Raw genomic sequence first — 16,712 nt, 5'->3', positions numbered from 1 at the left:
GACCTCCACAAGAGCGACGAAACGACACCCCATCACTCCCACACCGATGCCACCCCCACCCCTGACCAGCGAAAACACAGTCGTCAGACTCGGAAAGACAACAGCGTCTAAGGAGCCGCGTCCTCCTCCACGCCTGCTCGTACGCCGTAGCGCTCCGTGGCCGCCGAGCAGGAGGCCCCGGGAGGCTGCCCCGCCGCCACGAGCAATGGCCGGAATCGCAGGACCGTCCGGGGGAAAGTCAACGAGCCCGAGTGTTTCCGCACGTGGGTACGGCCACATCTTGTGCATGGACCCGCTGCCCGACTTCGCGCCCATGCTGGCCACCGCCGGGAGCCTGCCGCTGCCAGGTGGTGACGGGCAATGGGCGGTGGAAACCAAGCAGGACGGCCAGCGAGCGATCATCAGCCTGCCGGGCGACGGGACCATCAGGATCCGCTCCCGCGGCGGGGAGACGATCACCGCCGCCTACCCGGAGCTGCACAACCTGCCGGAAGCCCTCGGCGGCCGGTCGGCAGTGCTGGACGGAGAGATTATCGCGCCCGATGCCGCTGGCCGCCCTGACTTCGCGCGCCTCCAGCCCCGCATGGGCCTCGCCCACAACCCTGCCCGTGCCGCTCGCCTCGCGCTGCAGGTTCCCGCGCACTTGATCTTGTTCGACGTCCTGTTTCTCGACGATCGGGACCTCACCGGCAAGCCGTGGACGGAACGCCGCCAGGTCCTGACCGGGCTGGCGCTGCACGGCCCGGCTTGGTCGACCCCCGCGGCCGTTCGCGACCACGCCGCCGCCGCGCTGGACGCCACCAAGGCGGCCGGGCTGGAAGGGATCGTCGCCAAGAGGCTCACCTCGCCCTACCTGCCCGGGACACGCTCACCGGACTGGATCAAGATCAAAAACGTGGAGAGCATCGACGCCGTCGTCGGCGGCTGGGTGCCCGGCAACGGTCGGCTCGCGGGACTGCCCGGGGCCGTCCTCCTCGGCGAACGCCACGACGGGCAGCTGCGCTACATCGGTTCGGTGGGCACTGGCTGGAGCAACCACGAACGCCGACAGCTCGCTGCCCTGCTTGCCGTGGCCGCCTGGCCCGCCTGCCCGTTCACCCCCGCCCCCAGGGTGAGCGGTGCCCGGTGGGTCCTGCCCCGCCTCGTCGCCGAGATCCGGTACGCCACTCGCACGCGCTCCGGATACCTGCGCCACGCTTCCTGGGGCCGACTCCGCACCGACCTCGCCCTCGAATGATCCAGCGCGCCGATTCGCTTCCCGAAATCGAACAGACATAGCATCGAAGGGTGCACGATTATCCTGAAGACCTGCGCGCAGCGCAGGTTGCCCTTCACCGCACCCATGCTGACTTCGACGAGTACGCGACAACGCTGCCGTGGTCGGCGGACCCCATGCCTGGATGGGAGACGGAGAAGCAGCCCTACTCGTCGTTCCGGTCAGGGAAACCGGACAGCCCCGGGTACACGGACGAGCAGCGTGCCACGGTCGACCAGTTCCGGGCCGAGTTGCTGCGGCTGTCCGAGGCCGTAGCGACACACCCTTACTGGGCGACTCTCGACCGTGGCGATGTCGTGTCGGCTCGTATGGCGCTGAAGCACGCCCACGAACAGCCCGAGGCGTAGTCGTGTCCGACCTGGAGAAGAACCAGATCTTGGCCGAGTGGCTGCGGTGGCAGCTGCGGCAGACGGAGATCCGGATCCGGGAGCTGAAGACCCAGGAAGAGCAGGAACGGCATCGGCGGGAGCGTGCCCGCGCGGAGAGGTCCTGGAAGATCCAACCGCCGAGAGCCGGGCGTCCGGCGATGCTGCACCGGGGCGGGTGCACACTGTCGGCCGGGGAACACGGACTGATCGACCGCGAGGAGGCGCTGATCGCCATGACCGAGCCGGACATCGAGGCATGCAATGTGTGCCGGCCGGAAACTGGGCTCACCTGAAGGTTTGACACCACCGCCCCGCCCTCTCCAGGCGGACCGCGGAAGGGCGTCGATCCCCGTGATACCGGGGATGCGGAGCACCTGCGCGCACCAGACCCATCGGGTCGTCGCGCACGAGCGGGAGCCACAGCGGCGCGACCCGCTCGCCCGTCGCCCGGTTCACCCCGAATCGCGAAAATGCCCCCTGGATTCCAGTCGGAATCCAGGGGGCATTGAGCCGTAGGGGGGTGGAGGGCCGGTCAGACCTCCTCGGTGAGCTCGTCGTCGCGGGTGGCCGCTCGGATGCGGCGGGCGACGAGGAACGCCCCTCCGCCAACCACGAGCAGCGCCGTTGTGCCGCCGATCAGCCATGGGGTGGCGGTCGTTCCGGTATGGGCGAGGGAACCCGTCGGAGTGTTCGGCCGGGAGTCACGGACCGGGGCTGCGGTCGCGGCCGAGGACCCGGTATCCGGCGTGGGGCTGCCCGGTGCCGGGGATGTTGCCGCTCCCGTACCGTTGCTCGGCTTCCTGGTACTGGAGGCGGTGGGCTCGTCCGTCGGCTTGTCCGAGGTCTCGGGGGCGGTCTTGGCGTTGGCTACGGTCACGGTGACCGGGGAGCCGGGGCTTGCGGTGAACGTCTTGGTCTGCGTGTAGAGGTCGTAGCCGGCGGGGGACCTCGTCTCCCTGACCCAGAACTTCGCGCTTCGGGTCGACATGGGCAGAGCGCCGGAGGCGGTTCCCGCAGCGCCCGTCGTCAAGGTGAGTAGCGTGCGGCTGCCGGTACCGATGGTCACGGTCGCGCCGGGCAGGAGTCGTCCGGTCTTGTTGTCCTTGGCCTGCAGAAGGAGCTTTGCGGGCTTGAACAGGACGTCAATGGTCACCTGGGTGATGCTGCTCGGCGTGACGATGACGTCTTGGTCGGCGGCGGTGTCGTGGAGGGGGCTGCCGGTGACCGTCTGCTTGAGCCGGTAGACGCCGGGACGGAGATCGCGGAAGGTCAGCTTTCCCGAGGCATCAGTCTGTCCACGGGCCGCTTCCTGGCCAGCGGAGTCGAGCAGCAGGAACGATGCGCCGGACAGGACGCCCCCGGCCGTGTCCTTTGTGGTGATCTCGACGCTGCCCGCGTCCGGCGTTGGTGTCTCGGCGACGGCTGTGAACGACGGGGTCGGGTCGGAGGGTTCGGCGTTCGCGGTCGGCACCCAAACGAGGGTGCTGGCTGCCGCGATGACAAGGGCAGCGGCGGATCTGCCGAATCGTATGTGCACGGGAACAGGAACTCCTTGATCAGTTGGAATTGGGGGCGTCGAGTACGGCCCGCTGCGGGATAGCGGCCTAGAGCAGGCGTCGAATGACTCGGTCGTGCGGCAAAGTAGGGGGTAGACGAAGGGACGGTTGCGCGCCGTGGTCGAGGGCCGCGAGGAGGCTCAGCGGGTGCGGGCCCCGGTGCGGGCATGTGGCGGGACGGGGGTGCTCCGGAGGTCAGGACTGGCCGTACGCCCGTGCGGGGTCGGGGTCCAGGCGCCGGGGAACCAAATGTTGGTGTACTTCTCGATGGCGTCGCGCAGGCCGGTGGTGACAGCTCCGTCCCACGGTGGGCGGCCGGGGCGGTGGTAGGTGTCGAAGGTGCCGTACCGCCGGGTGCGCGGGCGGGTGTTGGTGGCCTCGTCGCGGCGGTGGAAGGTTCCGTGGTCCGCAAAACTAAGTGCCACAGCGTCGATCTCGCCGCGTTCGGGGTGGACGATCGACAGGCGCAGCCCGCCATAGGTGTCCGCGTGCATCGTGCTGGTGAAATCGATGCGGAGCCGCACCGACGTGCCGGGCGGGGCGGCGAAGTAGGTGTTGCCGACGACGGTGTCGTCGAAGGGGAGGCACAGCTCGGCGAAGAACTCGGCGGCTTGCAGGGACAAGAGGCTCTCCGGGGTGGTCTGGTTCTATCGGCGGGGCCCGGGGAGAGCTGGTCGGCTGGCGGTGCTCCAGCGCGGGACGCTGGCCGGAGGAAGTGCGGTCGGCCGGCGGGCGGAGATCCGTTGCACGTCGAGTGGTGTGGGGGCCGGCGGGCTGGGCGGGAGGATCGGTGTGAGCGTGGCCATTCCGTCGATGTAGCTGAGGGCGTCCTTACGCCACCGGGCCAGCGGTGCCGGGTCGGCGACGCATTCGGTGACAGCCCTGAGCAGGACGACGGGGGTGTGGGTGCTGGCGGTGGCGTACCAGACAGGACGGTCAACGGACGTGCCTGCCCACAGCTGCCAGCGCGCGTCCCGCGTCGTGAGTTCGGCTTCCGCGTCGAGGGTGCCGGTCGTGAACTCCAGACCGGCTTGGCCGTCCGGGGGCGCGACCTCGAATACGCCGTCGAGAGGGCGGCGGTCGAGCGTCCAGCCGTGCTTCAGCAGGGGTACGACAGCGAGGAAGGGTTCGCGGTCCTCGCTGCGTGGGACCGGTGCCGCGAGGTAGGCATCCGGTCCCTGTTCGTACGCGGTCGCGAGTGCGGCGGTGAACGCGTGGACGAACTCGGTGGGGACGCGGTCGTTGAAGCAGACGCCCCAGGCGGGCGGTCCGAAGGGATCCTTGTAGGCGTTGATTCGCCAGAGGCCGTCGTCGTCTCCCTCGGGCAGGTAGCCCACACGAACGCGCTGGTCGGGTGCGTCTACGTACATGTTGCCGAGGTCGTCGTGGCGTGAGCCCCATCCGAGACCGAGCAGTGGCGCCAGGGCCGGGCCACCGGTTCCGGTGGTCGAGGCGAGGTGGCGTGGGGAGACGTAGACGTCGCCGTCCACGTCATGCTGGGCACCGGCGGCGTTCATCAGCAATCCTCCGTCGTGACGAGGGTGATCTCGTCGGCCACGAGGTCCAGGTGCTCGGTGACTTCGGCGGTAGTGCGGCCGGTGACGATGTAGAAGCCGGCGCGGGCGGTGTACAGGTCGCCTTCGGGCGGCAGGCGGAGCGGGTCGCCGATCTCGCAGAGCCACTCGATCTGGCGGAGCCAGGGGGTGTGCGCGGCAAAGGGCTGGGTGATGTGCCGTGCGGTGACGGTTCCGGAGGTGTCCGGGTGGAGCATGCGGATTCCGGCGGCCTCATGGCGGGTCTGCGTGAGGTCGGGGGTACTGCCGCAGGCGATGTCGGCTGCGGCGCGGGGCAGGTCGATGCCGGTGGCGAGGCGTACGAGGTGGCCGATCATGTCACCGCCGATGCGCCCGTTGACCTCGATCAGCCGGGGTGTGCCGTTCACCATGCGCATCTCGACGTGCTGGATGCCGTCGGTGATCCCCAGGGCGCGCACAGCGGCGGCGGCGACGGGAGCGACCTGGTCGAGAAGGGGGTCGGCGGCGTCGACGGTGTGGCCGACCTCTTCGAAGTACGGGGCGGGGCCGAGGTGTTTGCGGGTGATGGCGACCGCGGTGGTGTGGCCGTGGTGGGTGACGCATTCGACGGAGACTTCGGGGCCGTCGAGGTATTCCTCGACGAGCATGCTGGTGTCCTCGCGGCTGCGGGCCGCGCCGGCTGAGGCGAACTCCACAGCGTCGGGCAGGTCTTCGGGGCGGTCGACGCGGCGCACCCCGATGCTTCCGGCGAACGCGGCGGGCTTGATGACGACGGGGTAGCCCAGGGTCATCGCGGCCATGCCGGCCTCCAGCAGTGTGCGGGCGCGCATGGCGGCGGCGGATGGTACGCGGTGGTGGGCGAACAGGCCGCGTGCGGTGGCCTTGTTGCGGCAGTTGTTCATCACGTCCTCGGACGGCCAGGGCAGCCCGAGGCCGTGTGCGAGGCGGGCGGTGGGCACGAGGTTCCATTCGTCCCAGGTGACGATGCCGCTGAGCGGGTGGCGGGCGGCGAGTGCCTGGCCTGCGGCGAGGGTCGCGTCGGGGTCGGTCAGGTCGACGACGGCGTGGTCGATGACGTACGGCTTCTCCCACGAGACGGCGGTGCCGGTCAGCAGGACGACGTCGTAGGCGGCTGCGACCTGCTCCAGGCAGTACCCGCGGTAGATCTCATCGCCCGGGGAGACGACGAGCACGACGGGGCGGGGCGAGGTGGAAATGAGTGCTCCTAGGTGGGTATGCCAGTGGGGTTGGGCAGGTGGGCGGTCACGCGGGAGTACCAGCGGTGCGCCCATTCCCGGCAGTTGCTGCAGCTCTTGTGCCGATGGCCGGGCAGCGGCGGCCGGCGGCGGGCCCCCATGGACCAGGCCATGGAGTCGGCCGAGACCAGACCGTCGGCGTACGAGGCGAGGCCGGTGGTTTTCACGCCGAAGCCGTGCAGGGAGAGGCCCTGGGCTGCCAGGGTCCGGACGATCGACGCGATCTGTCCGCGGGCCTGGCGTCGACAGACCGAGCCGAGACCGACGACGGGTTGGGAGGTGAGATCGATTCCGGCATCGGAGTACATCTGGGCGCTCGTGAGGTAGTGCCGGAGGTGCCATCCCTGCAGTACCGGGATGAACGGCAGGTCAGGGGCGATGTCGCGCAGAGCCAGGTAGTTGGCGACGGTGCGCTGCTGGTGGACGGTGATGGCCGCGTCCAGGTCCTCCTCCGTGTCGTGCCCGGACAGGCCCCGGGCGGCGCGGGTGCCGTGGAACCAGCGGGGGCTGGTGGATGGAAGGTGGGGCGTTCCGGTGATCACCCAGGGCTCGCACATCCAGTCCTGCGGGGCGGCCCACTGCATCTGGCCGATCTCTTCGGCGTAGCGGCGGACTTCGGTGGCGTACTCGCGGGCGGTGGTGGTCCAAGTGCCGTGTCGTTGGAGTTCGCTGAATCCACCCGAGTCCAAGGCCCACGGGCTTCGGGCGCGGGGGTAGGACCTGCGATTGCGGAGCCGGTTGCGGGAGATGAACAGCGGGTACGGGCTGTCCTCCAGCCAGTTCACCATGTGCGTGCCGAGATAGAACCGAGTGCCGTGCGTGGTTGCGGAGGTGGCTGCTATGCCGTCACCCCCGGGCGGCGGACGAGGGCGAGTGCGACGATGGCGACCGCGGTCATGGTGGCTTTGCCCAGGACTTGCCCCGGCAGATGGGTGAGGGATCCCTCCGCCAGTGCGAGGAAGAGCACCGAGTCGACGACCAGGCCGACGGTGTTGCTGAGGGCCATCGCCGTGACGAGGCCGCGGTGGCGCACAGGCTCGTAGACGGCTGTGTCGAGGAGTTCGGAGAGCAGGAACGCCGCCGTCGAGGCGAGAGCGAGTTCCGGATCGGCGAGCCACCAGGACAGGGCCCCGCCCGCCAGGACTGCGGCGAGCGCGACTGCGGGGCCGAGGGCTTCACGTACGAGGTCGCGCAGGACGAGAGCGATGCCGGCAAGAAAGACCCCGGCCGGGACGGTGAGGCCGGGCCCGATAGGGACGGTTCCGAACATGGTGATAAGGAGGCTCGCCGCGGGAACCGTGCTGATGTACGCGGCGGTCAGTAGCGGGCCGGACAGGCGCCCGGGTGCCGGGGTGAAGCCGGAGGGGAGGCCGGTGCGAGGTTTGAGAGGCGCGGGCTGCCGTGGCCTGGTGGTGCTGGCGGACAAGGAGAAGAGGTCTCCGGTTCGGTGACGGATCCACGGGCGGGCGGCGGATCGGCGAGGTCAGGTACGCAGGGAGGGATCGGTGCGCAGCTGGGTGAAGGCCCAGGCCAGGCCGATGGCCTGGAGGGCGGCGCAGGCCGTGATGACGTAGCCGAGCGCGCCTGGCGGGGTGAGTGCGGTGAGGATCCCGGCGAGAGGGAACGGCAGCAGAAGGATGAGGATGCTCACGCTGAGCACGCTGCCGAACTGGCCGGCTGCTGGGATGAGGCGGGAGCGCACAGTGCGCAGCACGACGGACATGCCGCCTTCTGCCGCCATGAGGGCCGCGACCAGGACGAGGTAGGTCCAGTAGTCGGGTGCCCAGGCAGCGGCGAAGCAGGCGAGCGAGGCGATGGCCGCGCACGCGGCGCCCACGGGCCACAGACCCACGCGGTCGATCGCGAACCGGCAGAGGGCGACGGTGATGATGGTGGCCGCGGCGGCAGCGGACCAGAGCAGGCCGACCGCGGTGGTGGTCTGCCCCAGGCGTTGGACGACGATCACCGGGCCGGCTGCCTGCAGGACGCCGGAGGCCAGGTTCGACAGGGTGAGTCCGGCCACGAGCCATCCGAGAGCGGGCACGGCGCGGATCGTGCGCCACCCCGTGCCGAGCCCGGCTAGATGTCCCTTCTTCGGGGCGCGGGCCGGGGCGACGCGTGAGGGCGGTGTGCGCAGCGCGAGGATCGCGGCGAGCAGCGACAGGGCCGTGATCACGGCGAGCATCGTCGGTGGTCCGGCGAGCAGGAGTACGCCGGCGAGCGCGGGCCCTGCGAGGGTCGCGGTCTGGTCGATGCCGAGCAGGACGGCCTGGACGCGGTGGGCCCGGGTGCCGGCTCGACGGCTGGCTGCGGCGCCCGCGGTCTCGGCGGCGATGTATCCGAACTCGCTGAACACACCGGTCGTAGCCGCGACCACCATCACGGTCACCGTCGCCGTGGTCCCGGAGGGATGAAGGTGCAGCAGGACCGCGCCGGCGGCCAGGGCCAGCGCGCGCACGAGCGAGGCGAGATGCAGCACGATGGCCGCACCGCGCCGGTCGACGACGGAGCCGGCCCATCCGAACGCGGCGAGTCGCGGGATCCACTCCAGCGCGAAGGCGGTGCCGGTCAGTTCGGCGGAGCCCGTTGCGGCAAGGACGAGCAGGGGAATGCCGTAGGTGGACATGGCGAGCGCGAGTGCGTCCGCCGTGCGTGGCAGGTACACGCTGGTCGCCAGTGCGCGGGCGTCGCGCGCGTGGCGGGGCAGGACGGCGACACTCACGCGGCGGCCTGCTCCGGTTCGCACCCACGGAGCACCTGGGGGTTTCCGGCCAGCCACTGGATCAGGAGCGCACGGAGACGGGACACTCCATCCGCTGCTCCGTCGGCGCTCTCGGTGGTGAGCGAGGGTGCCAGTCGGTCAAGGACGTATCGGATGCGGCTGCTGAACTCGCAGACGGGGACCGGGGCGGCCCGGCGCCGGGCCCAGGTGGCCATCGCGTCGTACAGGTCAGCCAGTTCATGGCCGGCCTGGGTCAGTTCCAGGCCGGTGCCCGGCGAGCCCCAGATGAGGCCGTGGGCGCGGGCTGTTCCGGACGCGCTGCGCAGTTGGTGCGGGGCCAGGTCGGGAAGGGTGCCGCCCAGCCGTCGCGGCGGTATCGCCCCGTTGTCGTCGATCTCGGTGACCAGGCGGACCAGGGGCCGCGAAGCGAGCAGGTCGATGGCGCGCTGCACTTCGGCCGGGCTGAAGGGGGTACTCATCGGCGCGGTCCTCCCGCCGGAACGGCTGAGTTCGGAGAGTGCGTGGCGTGCGAGAAGAGATCCCGCTTGTGCCAGCCGGGCGCGGCTGCCGCGGGGGCGGGCCTCGGACGGCTGCTGACCCACGGCGCTGGCGCGGGCTTCACCTGCGGATTCCCCCACACGGGGTGCTGGGCGGCCCGGGCGAGGGGCTGTCCCGCGGACCAGGCGGACAGGGAGCCGAGCACGGGGCCCAGAGCGTTGCCGGCCTCGGACAGCCTGTAGGGCCGCCCCACACCGTCGGTGACGACCAGACCGTCCGAAACGAGTTGCCGTAGCGGCGGGTACACGCTGGTCCAGTCGCTGCCGGGCATCACGATCCGGCCCAGAGCCCGGCCGCTGACCTCCTGACGGGACTTGAGCACCCACAGGATGGCTGCGGCGTGTCGGCGGGTGAGAAGAGTGAGGCTGTCCTCGATCTGCTCGATGGCCGGCAGCGGGTGTTCCGCCGCTTCCAGGTGTTCCTCGGCCCAGGTGACGATCACGGGCAGGACCTGCAGCAGGGCTTTGCCGCGGTCGGTGTGGCCGTAGGTCACGTGCCGTGCGGTGTGCTCGGTTCGTTCGACGAGACCAACGTGGCACAGCGACGTGAGCTTGGGGTGGAGCTGGCCGGACTGCAGCCAGGACACCTTGGCAGCCACCTCGCTGTAGCGCAGCGGCGACCTGGCCAGGGCCAGGAGGATCCGCACGTTCCAGCGCGGGGTGATCATGGCGAGGGTCTCGGTGACCCGGGCGATGTCGGTATCGATGTCGGGACGCAGAGCTGTGGTGACCAAGACAGGAACTCCTGGGTGAGTACGGCGAATCCGATGGCGGATCAGCGGCTGGGGACCGCGCTCTCGCCCCGTGCGGGCCCTGCGGGAACGGGGGCGGCGGGCGCGGGTGGGCTGGGTGAGGGGGCCGGGACGCGGCCCAGGCTCTGCAGGACGGCGAACACCAGAGGGGCGAGCCCGTCACGGAGGGCGACGGCTTCGGAGAGGCCTCGCGCGGCGTCGAGCAGATGGCTCACCTCGGGCCGGCCGATGTGCTCCGGGCTGAGAAGTTGACCGAGGCGGGCACGATGGGCAGTAACGGTGTGCTCAGCTCGGAGAACCTGCGCGTGCATGTCGAGCAGGGCGCTGAGCATGCCGGGCGGCTGGCTCTCGGCGTGGACGGCGAGATCGCCGATCGGAACGTCGTAGAGGTCTTCGATCCGAGTCGCTATGTCGGTGGACGTGATCTGGGTCAAGCGGTGGCTTTCACGGTCGGCGGTGCCGGGTCACTCCGGCGTGCTGAGATGCCGGTCCGGCAGAGGGGGGTGGGGGTGCGGTGGCCGTGAGCTGTGCCGTACGGACAGGCCGGGCCGTCGGGGCGGGTGACGGCATGGTGCGCAGGAGCCCTCCGAGGGCAGCGCGGTACCCGTCGCGGGCATCGAGCGCCGCGTCCAGCCACTGCGCGTCGGAGTGGAGTTTGTCGGCCGACAGCTCGCTCATGTCGCGGTCGGGGGCCATGTCGGCGTGGACCCGATCGCGTACGCGGGCGACCTGCTCCTCCGCAAGTGCCAGGAAGGAGCGCAGTTCCAGGGCGCGGGCGAGAGCGGGCGGGGCATCGTCGCCGACGGACGCCTCGTACAGCACGGAGACGGGCTTGCCGAACGCGTTCTCCAGGTCGGAGTCCAGGGTGCTGGCCTTGTCACGGCTCATCGCGCGGCCCGTCCTGATGGCCGCACCGTCGCCGGTACGGCAGTGCCTGCAGGTCGGCTGGGGGTGCCGGTCTGTACGGCCGGGCTGGTACGGGGCCGGTGGCGGGCGAGGCGCTCTGCGGCGAGGCCCTGCTTCCCCAGCGCGTCCGGATCGACGAGCCATCGCACGACCATGGCCCGGCCGTCGCGGGCGGTCACGGCCGCGTTCACCCGGTGGGCCAGCCCCATCGCGGGGTCGTCGATCTCGCTCGGCTGAGTCAGGAGTGCGGCAAGGAGGTCGTTCTCGGCACGCTCCAGCACCAGTTGGGCATCGACGAGCAGACTGTGCCACCTGACGACAGCGGTGGCGTCGGGATTCGCGTCCGGTTCGGCGGTGACCGCGGCCTTCAACTGCTCCAAGCCCATGCCGAAGCGGGCTTCGACAAGGCTGGTGAGGACGCCCACGACAGAGTCTTCGGGTACGCCTTCGGGCATGGGGGTCTCCTGTTCTGAACAGGCGTGGAATGAAAGGGAGCCGCGGCGTCGCCCCGGCGGCTATAAGAGTCCGGACAATCGCCGGTTTGGCTAACCGGCGATCGTCGGCTATGTTGCGCTGCCCGCCTCGGGGTGAGGGCTCACCGCGCACGGCCGGGCTGGCGCACGGCAGGCCCCTTCGCCACCCCGGCCGGGAAGGTGGCGGTGGTGGGGCGGACCGGCGGAAGAGGGCCTGCCTCGCCGGCAATGCGAGCGGTGCACCACTGCAGGGCCTCGTCCGCTGTGTCGAAGCCGCCCTCACGCAGGGTGCGCGTCCAGGTGTCGGCATTGACCTCCTGGATCATCACGCGAAACGGCGACAGCGTGCCCTCGCCCAGGGCGTGCAGGGCCACCACGATGACCATGTCGTCCGGGTCGTCGCTGGTGTAGGAGTAGCCCATGGCGTATCGATCACCGTCGCCGATGAGCCGCTGCTCCAGCGCCCGCGTGGCATCGTCTGCCGGCGGTGCGCCCAGCCCCGGGTCGAGAGCGATGGCTTCGGGTGGGCAGCCGCGGTGGATGAGCCAGGACTGCGCCATCGCGGCCAGAGGTAGCGGGGCCTGATCGAAGGTGAACGTCCCGTCGGCGTGGTCTCGTCGCAGATGAACGGCGAGTACCTCGGGCGCGCCGGGGTGTCCCCAGACTGCGCTGCGGTCATGCAGGACGTAGTAGCTGTGTGGCCCGTCGTGGTGCTCTGCGAGGGGGACGAGTTCGCTGGCACCGATCGTGCGGTAGAAGTCGAGGTACGTGTCGTCGGCGTCGAGGTCGTCCAGATCGAAGTCGACCTGGGGGACAGGCTTACGCTCCGGTGCCGGCTCGGGGTGTGGCAATGAAGGGCCCTTCGGTGGAAATCAGCGCCGCTGAAGTGGTGTTGACGGCGGCCCGGTGGACTGGGGCGGGGGGAGTTTCGGCTCCAGTGCCGTGGGTGTGCGCCGGGCGGCGACCAGTGCCGCTCTACCGGCGTCGGTGAGTGCTACGGGCTGACCGGCGTGTACGGGGTGGCTGGTGTCGAGGGTGACCAGTCCCCGTCTTCCAGCCGCCGCAGCGTGGCGTGGGGGATTCGGGTGCCGGAGGCGGCCGTGACGGACATCCGGCCGGTCAGCAGGTGCTCGTAGAGCTTGGCGCCGCCCGCGATGGCGAGCAGCGCCGCTTGGTCGTCCGTGGACAGATGCTGTGTGTCGGGCGCGCAGGAGGCTGCCGCCGCCTCGATCGGCTCAAGGGCGGCAAGCACGTCCCGAGCGGCGGCGTCGCGAGCATCGGCAGCCTCTTCGAGTTGATCCACAGCGCGATCGATGCGCGTGAACAAGGCGCCATCGACGTCGAACTCACCGCTGGACAGGCGGTTGAGGAGACGCAAGTAGAAGACGACACCGGTCTGAGTCCGGGCCAGGTCCCGGTGCCGGTCGACCAGCAGTGTGTGCTGCTCATCGAGGACCCCGCGGTCCCGGTAGTCCCACAGGGTGTCGATGTCGTGTCCGGTGGCGGCTTCGAGACGGTGGTCGAGCGGGGAGACGGCGCGCCGGGCCCCCGGCGCGTGTGCGGACATGGACGGCGCTCCGTTCAACGTGTCCTATTGACAGCGGGGTTGGGGGCGGTTCGCGGGAGGCCAGGCACCGTGATGGGCGGCGGACCTGGCCGGGGCGCAAGGACGCGGGCAGCTACCTGCGGGGAGCGCGAACGTGCCGCATGGGTGCGGGCGCTCAGCGGCCGGCGGGACATGCCCAGGCGTCGGCCGACCTCGTCGTAGACGTCATTGCCTGCTCGCGGCCGGATCGCGATGACGTGAATCTCCTTGCGGTGGGCGGATTCCGCGGGGGCCGGGCGCAAGGCGTAGACGAGGCGCCAGTCCTTGCGGGAGTCGATGAACAGCTTCCTGTACCCCTGCAGGTCCCCGTCCAGGCGCAGGCCGAAGCGCTCGGCGTTCACGACTTCTTGCAGGTAGGAGAGGGTGAGGTCGCGTATGTCGCCGGGGGCCTGGAGGAGGTCGGTGAGCGCGCGGGGGTCGATGCTCAGCCCGAAGGCAGGACGTCCCGTCACGACAGCGGTTCGACGGCGTCGTCGGCTTCTGTCGCAACTTCCGTCTCGGTGCGTGCGGATGGCGGCGGACTGGGCAGGAGGCGGTGTGCGGGCCGGTCGGGCGAGGTCATGCAGGCCGACAGCGGGCCGCCCGGCGCGCGGATCGCGGCGACGGCGTGGGTGAGGAAGTCCCGGTGCCACACGAACAGGCCGCTCAGCCCGGCCTCGGGGTCCGTGTGCTGCTGATACGCGAGCCACAGGGCGTGGAGCCATGCCACGACGTCGTCGTGCTCCTGCCATTGCAGGCACCACGGTGCCGCGGTGGTGACCTCTGCCCCGTAGACCGGAAGGAAGAAGTCGTCGACCCAGTCGGACAGGGCGTCGAGTTCGTCCTCGCGCTCCTCGCCGGTGAGTTCCAGGATCGGGCGGGGCTCCGGCGGAGCGGCCGTCGACGGGCCGCCGAATCCGGGCATGCCGTACGCGGCGAACGGGGACGGAGCGGCAGCGAGATGATCGATCTGCTGCGCCTGCTGCGCCGACTGCTCCATGAGACGCCGCACGCTCGCCTCGATTCCCTCCAGGTGCTGATCGGGGAGGCGGATCGGCTCCAGGTCGGCTGGCATTTCGGATTCAGGCATGATGAGGTCGGCCTCCTACGAGACGCAGAGTTGAGACGTTACGGGGCTCGCGCGATACCTCCGGGGAACTACCCGCCCTTTCGGGCGGCTCTATTCCGACGGGCGCGCGCGGGCACTGCCGAGCTGGGCGGCGGGGCGAGCAAACGGGTCAGGCGGTGAGAACGACGTCATCCCGAGTGAGGATTGCGCGGATCGTCTCGGTGAGCCGGTCACTCGCGATCGATGCGTAGTGCTCGGTCTTTTCCACGCCGATGAAGTCCCGGCCCTCCAGAAGGGCGGCCACGCCCGTGGAGCCGGATCCGGCACAGAAATCCAGAACCGTTCCACCGTCGGGGCTGATCTTGACCAGCTCGCGCATCACCTCGACCGGCTTCTGCGTGATGTGCTGGCGCTTCGCACCCGAGGGCTGCGACGCGGAGTACATTCCCGGCAGATAGACCGGATTCCGGGAGCCGTCGATGGCCCCCTTCGACGCCCAGACGATGAACTCGCAGTTCTGGGTGAACCGGCCCTTCTGCGGCCTGGCCTGGGGCTTGTGCCAGGCCAGCACGCCGCGCCACAGCCAACCGGCGGCCTGGATCGCGTCCGTGGTGATCGGGAGCTGACGCCAATCGGTGAAAAGCAGCGCCGTTCCGCCGGTCTTCGTCAAGCGGTGGGCCTCGGTCATGATCTGCGTCAGCCAGTAGCCGTACGAGTGCTGGTCCATGTTCTCGCCGGTGAAGTCGGCGAGGCCGCTCTTGGAGTCGGCGGAGGTGTACTTCTGCTTCGCGGAGCGGGTGGTGCGCTCCTTCGCGGTCCTACCGCCCGAGTTGTACGGCGGGTCGGTGATGACGGAGTCGACGCAGTCGTCCGGAAGGGTGGAGAGAACGGCCAGGGCATCGCCCTGGTGTAGGGAAAATGGCAAAGAGGAACCCCGATTCGGGTGCGGAGACACGGAGGGAATCTGTCACCTCGCGCAGGAGTCCTCGTGGGCCGGAATTGGGCATGCAGAAGCCCAGGGCCACGGGCCGAGGAGGGCGAGGGGATTCAAAAACTGTAGGGGTGAACCCGCCGACGGCCAAGAAACGCGGGGGCGGGGTACCGGTGTCCGGCACCTCTTTGGCCATCCGCCGATCCGCGTCTACTGTTTTTCAACGGCCGGACGCACTCCGGTGCCGGCGCCCCTTGCCGCACCTCACGGGAGAATATGGGTTCCGGCCGCCATACCTGGCTCATAGCCCAGCCGCACGAAAACGGGCAGCAGCTCGCCCTGCGCCGGACCGCCTGTGACCGCCCACCCCGGCTGCCGTGCCCTCCGGCTGCCTCGCGCTCGCGGCACGACCGGACACCACACCCCCAAGGAACCCTTCATGACATCGCGCAACCCGCCCCTATCCGAAACCGCTGGGCGACCAGTCCGCCCGGTTTGAAGGCGCTCGCCGCCGGCATCGGTGTCGTGGTCCTCTCCCCGATCCTTATCGCCAGCACCGGCATAATGCTGATCGCCTCGGCCGACGCCATGCAGAGCAACGGCTCGTTCGCGAGCTGCCTGAACGGCATCGACAGTGACGAGGTCGCCGATCAGGTCGCCAAGCTCCTCGACGGCGCGTCCGGGAAGGACGTGCACGTGGACGGCTTGGACCTGCCCGACGAGCAGGTGCCCAACGCCCAGACGATCGTGGCCGCAGGCCTCTCCCTCGACATCCCCGCCAAGGGTCAGGTCATCGCGCTCGCCACGGCGATGCAGGAAAGCCGGCTGCGCAACCTCGCGACCGGCGACCGCGACTCCCTCGGCCTCTTCCAACAGCGCCCGTCCCAGGGATGGGGCACCGCCGAACAGATCCGCGACCCCATCCACGCGAGCGAGCAGTTCTACACGCACCTGCTCAAGGTCGACGGGTGGCAGCAGATGACCATCACCCAAGCCGCCCAGGCCGTGCAGAAGTCCGGCTTCCCCAACGCATACGCGCGGTGGGAGCCGCTGGCCACCGCGCTGCAGTCCGCCATCGCCAAAACGTTCCCCGGTGACGCCGCCGACAAGCACACGGCCCAGAGCACGCAGTCGTCGGCCAGCTGCGCACTGGGACAGACCGGCGCCGGTTTCGGCTTCATCCCCGCGGGGAGCGTCCCTGCCGGATACGTGATCCCCAAGGACGCCGACCCCCGGGCACGCAAAGCCATCGCCTGGGCGATGCAGCAGCTCGGCACGCTCTACCAGTGGGGCGGATCCTGCACGGATGCGCACGGCCCCGACCCCATGGGGCGCTGCGACTGCTCCAGCCTGATGCTCCAGGCGTACGCACACGCGGGCGTCACCCTCACACGCACCACGTACACGCAGGTCCGCGAAGGCAAGGCCGTCTCTGCCTCGGACCTTCAGCCCGGTGACCTGCTCTTCTCCCGCGGCACCGCCGCACGGCCCGAGCATGTCGGCATGTACATGGGCGCGGGCCTGGTCATAGAGGCACCGCGCACCACGAAGCCGGTTCGGATCACTCCGATCAAGGACTGGTCGATTCTCGCCGTCCGTCGCGTCCTCTGACGCCACGCCCGCCCGGCAACACCCCGGGTGGTCAGGGGCCCACGGTCATTGCCTCGCCCTTCGCGCAACCCTCCCCCCGTTTTCGCCTTCCGCCGGCCATCGCTCGGTCCGGCGC

The 16,712-nt window shown here is 70.1% G+C and carries 21 protein-coding genes; 4 read left to right on the top strand and 17 right to left on the bottom strand.

All coding sequences use genetic code 11. The features are described from left to right. Positions 1-286: 286 nt before the first annotated feature. From ACWCXC_RS32295 to ACWCXC_RS32285, 3 genes are read left to right on the top strand one after another with little or no spacing between them, the layout of a single operon-like run. Positions 287-1,237 carry an ATP-dependent DNA ligase gene (locus ACWCXC_RS32295; RefSeq protein ID WP_450891351.1) on the top strand — a complete coding sequence of 317 codons (951 nt, stop codon included), beginning with the start codon at positions 287-289 and terminating at the stop codon, positions 1,235-1,237. Positions 1,238-1,287: 50 nt separating this feature from the next. Further along, on the top strand, positions 1,288-1,623 hold the full coding sequence (locus ACWCXC_RS32290) for a hypothetical protein (RefSeq protein WP_383644617.1): 336 nt from the start codon (positions 1,288-1,290) through the stop codon (positions 1,621-1,623). Between the two features lie 2 nt (positions 1,624-1,625). Then, a complete protein-coding gene (locus tag ACWCXC_RS32285) occupies positions 1,626-1,937 on the top strand; it encodes a DUF6233 domain-containing protein (protein ID WP_450891350.1) in 312 nt (103 codons plus the stop codon). 239 nt (positions 1,938-2,176) lie between these two features. Here ACWCXC_RS32285 and ACWCXC_RS32280 read toward each other — a convergent pair whose 3' ends face one another. The 17 genes from ACWCXC_RS32280 to ACWCXC_RS32200 form a co-directional block, all read right to left on the bottom strand. Beyond that, positions 2,177-3,181 carry a SpaA isopeptide-forming pilin-related protein gene (locus ACWCXC_RS32280; RefSeq protein ID WP_450891349.1) on the bottom strand — a complete coding sequence of 335 codons (1,005 nt, stop codon included), beginning with the start codon at positions 3,179-3,181 and terminating at the stop codon, positions 2,177-2,179. Positions 3,182-3,340: 159 nt separating this feature from the next. Then, the gene (locus ACWCXC_RS32275) at positions 3,341-3,823 is read right to left on the bottom strand and encodes a hypothetical protein (protein WP_383651100.1); all 483 of its coding nucleotides are present in this window, start codon (positions 3,821-3,823) and stop codon (positions 3,341-3,343) included. Between the two features lie 24 nt (positions 3,824-3,847). Further along, positions 3,848-4,717, bottom strand: coding sequence for a DUF317 domain-containing protein (locus tag ACWCXC_RS32270; protein WP_450891348.1), 870 nt, complete (start codon positions 4,715-4,717; stop codon positions 3,848-3,850). Then, a complete protein-coding gene (locus tag ACWCXC_RS32265; protein ID WP_450891347.1) occupies positions 4,717-5,928 on the bottom strand; it encodes an ATP-grasp domain-containing protein in 1,212 nt (403 codons plus the stop codon). The genes ACWCXC_RS32270 and ACWCXC_RS32265 overlap by 1 nt, the downstream gene beginning before the upstream one ends. Before the next feature lie 32 nt (positions 5,929-5,960). Beyond that, positions 5,961-6,833, bottom strand: a complete 873-nt coding sequence (locus ACWCXC_RS32260) for a deazapurine DNA modification protein DpdA family protein (RefSeq protein WP_450891355.1) — start codon at positions 6,831-6,833, stop codon at positions 5,961-5,963. Beyond that, positions 6,830-7,261, bottom strand: coding sequence for a VUT family protein (locus ACWCXC_RS32255; RefSeq protein WP_450891346.1), 432 nt, complete (start codon positions 7,259-7,261; stop codon positions 6,830-6,832). The genes ACWCXC_RS32260 and ACWCXC_RS32255 overlap by 4 nt, the downstream gene beginning before the upstream one ends. A gap of 213 nt (positions 7,262-7,474) precedes the next feature. After that, positions 7,475-8,713, bottom strand: coding sequence for an MFS transporter (locus tag ACWCXC_RS32250; RefSeq protein ID WP_450891345.1), 1,239 nt, complete (start codon positions 8,711-8,713; stop codon positions 7,475-7,477). Next, complete coding sequence (locus ACWCXC_RS32245; RefSeq protein ID WP_450891344.1) at positions 8,710-9,192, bottom strand: regulator; 483 nt, start codon at positions 9,190-9,192, stop codon at positions 8,710-8,712. The genes ACWCXC_RS32250 and ACWCXC_RS32245 overlap by 4 nt, the downstream gene beginning before the upstream one ends. Beyond that, positions 9,189-10,004, bottom strand: coding sequence for a winged helix-turn-helix transcriptional regulator (locus tag ACWCXC_RS32240; protein ID WP_450891343.1), 816 nt, complete (start codon positions 10,002-10,004; stop codon positions 9,189-9,191). The genes ACWCXC_RS32245 and ACWCXC_RS32240 overlap by 4 nt, the downstream gene beginning before the upstream one ends. A gap of 41 nt (positions 10,005-10,045) precedes the next feature. Continuing rightward, on the bottom strand, positions 10,046-10,456 hold the full coding sequence (locus ACWCXC_RS32235) for a hypothetical protein (RefSeq protein WP_450891342.1): 411 nt from the start codon (positions 10,454-10,456) through the stop codon (positions 10,046-10,048). A gap of 10 nt (positions 10,457-10,466) precedes the next feature. Further along, the gene (locus ACWCXC_RS32230) at positions 10,467-10,910 is read right to left on the bottom strand and encodes a hypothetical protein (protein ID WP_450891341.1); all 444 of its coding nucleotides are present in this window, start codon (positions 10,908-10,910) and stop codon (positions 10,467-10,469) included. Next, on the bottom strand, positions 10,907-11,383 hold the full coding sequence (locus tag ACWCXC_RS32225; protein WP_383651110.1) for a hypothetical protein: 477 nt from the start codon (positions 11,381-11,383) through the stop codon (positions 10,907-10,909). The genes ACWCXC_RS32230 and ACWCXC_RS32225 overlap by 4 nt, the downstream gene beginning before the upstream one ends. 140 nt (positions 11,384-11,523) lie before the next feature. Further along, on the bottom strand, positions 11,524-12,252 hold the full coding sequence (locus tag ACWCXC_RS32220) for a hypothetical protein (RefSeq protein WP_450891340.1): 729 nt from the start codon (positions 12,250-12,252) through the stop codon (positions 11,524-11,526). A 143-nt stretch (positions 12,253-12,395) separates the two neighbouring features. After that, positions 12,396-12,968: a hypothetical protein gene (locus ACWCXC_RS32215; RefSeq protein ID WP_450891339.1), complete on the bottom strand. Its 573-nt coding sequence runs from the start codon at positions 12,966-12,968 to the stop codon at positions 12,396-12,398. A 14-nt stretch (positions 12,969-12,982) separates the two neighbouring features. Continuing rightward, positions 12,983-13,459 (bottom strand): hypothetical protein, encoded by a 477-nt coding sequence (locus tag ACWCXC_RS32210; protein WP_383651113.1) that lies wholly within the window; start codon positions 13,457-13,459, stop codon positions 12,983-12,985. Next, positions 13,456-13,986 carry a DUF4913 domain-containing protein gene (locus tag ACWCXC_RS32205; protein WP_450891354.1) on the bottom strand — a complete coding sequence of 177 codons (531 nt, stop codon included), beginning with the start codon at positions 13,984-13,986 and terminating at the stop codon, positions 13,456-13,458. The genes ACWCXC_RS32210 and ACWCXC_RS32205 overlap by 4 nt, the downstream gene beginning before the upstream one ends. Before the next feature lie 238 nt (positions 13,987-14,224). Beyond that, positions 14,225-14,980, bottom strand: a complete 756-nt coding sequence (locus ACWCXC_RS32200) for a DNA-methyltransferase (RefSeq protein ID WP_450891338.1) — start codon at positions 14,978-14,980, stop codon at positions 14,225-14,227. 501 nt (positions 14,981-15,481) lie between these two features. Between ACWCXC_RS32200 and ACWCXC_RS32195 the strand changes: the two genes are divergently transcribed. Next, positions 15,482-16,597, top strand: a complete 1,116-nt coding sequence (locus ACWCXC_RS32195) for a C40 family peptidase (protein WP_450891337.1) — start codon at positions 15,482-15,484, stop codon at positions 16,595-16,597. The last annotated feature ends 115 nt before the right edge of the window (positions 16,598-16,712 follow it).

This window comes from Streptomyces sp. NPDC001515 (assembly GCF_053597115.1).
The sequence above is the reverse complement of the archived record's forward strand: the minus strand, read 5'-3'. Positions and strand labels throughout refer to the sequence as shown.

Excerpts from the sequence above, each read along its gene's own strand:
- ACWCXC_RS32245 (WP_450891344.1), bottom strand. The coding sequence starts at position 9,192 with ATGAGTACCCCCTTCAGCCCGGCCGAAGTGCAGCGCGCCATCGACCTG.
- ACWCXC_RS32295 (WP_450891351.1), top strand. The coding sequence starts at position 287 with ATGGACCCGCTGCCCGACTTCGCGCCCATGCTGGCCACCGCCGGGAGC.
- ACWCXC_RS32225 (WP_383651110.1), bottom strand. The coding sequence starts at position 11,383 with ATGCCCGAAGGCGTACCCGAAGACTCTGTCGTGGGCGTCCTCACCAGC.
- ACWCXC_RS32255 (WP_450891346.1), bottom strand. The coding sequence starts at position 7,261 with ATGTTCGGAACCGTCCCTATCGGGCCCGGCCTCACCGTCCCGGCCGGG.
- ACWCXC_RS32270 (WP_450891348.1), bottom strand. The coding sequence starts at position 4,717 with ATGAACGCCGCCGGTGCCCAGCATGACGTGGACGGCGACGTCTACGTC.
- ACWCXC_RS32230 (WP_450891341.1), bottom strand. The coding sequence starts at position 10,910 with ATGAGCCGTGACAAGGCCAGCACCCTGGACTCCGACCTGGAGAACGCG.
- ACWCXC_RS32205 (WP_450891354.1), bottom strand. The coding sequence starts at position 13,986 with ATGGAGCAGTCGGCGCAGCAGGCGCAGCAGATCGATCATCTCGCTGCC.
- ACWCXC_RS32215 (WP_450891339.1), bottom strand. The coding sequence starts at position 12,968 with ATGTCCGCACACGCGCCGGGGGCCCGGCGCGCCGTCTCCCCGCTCGAC.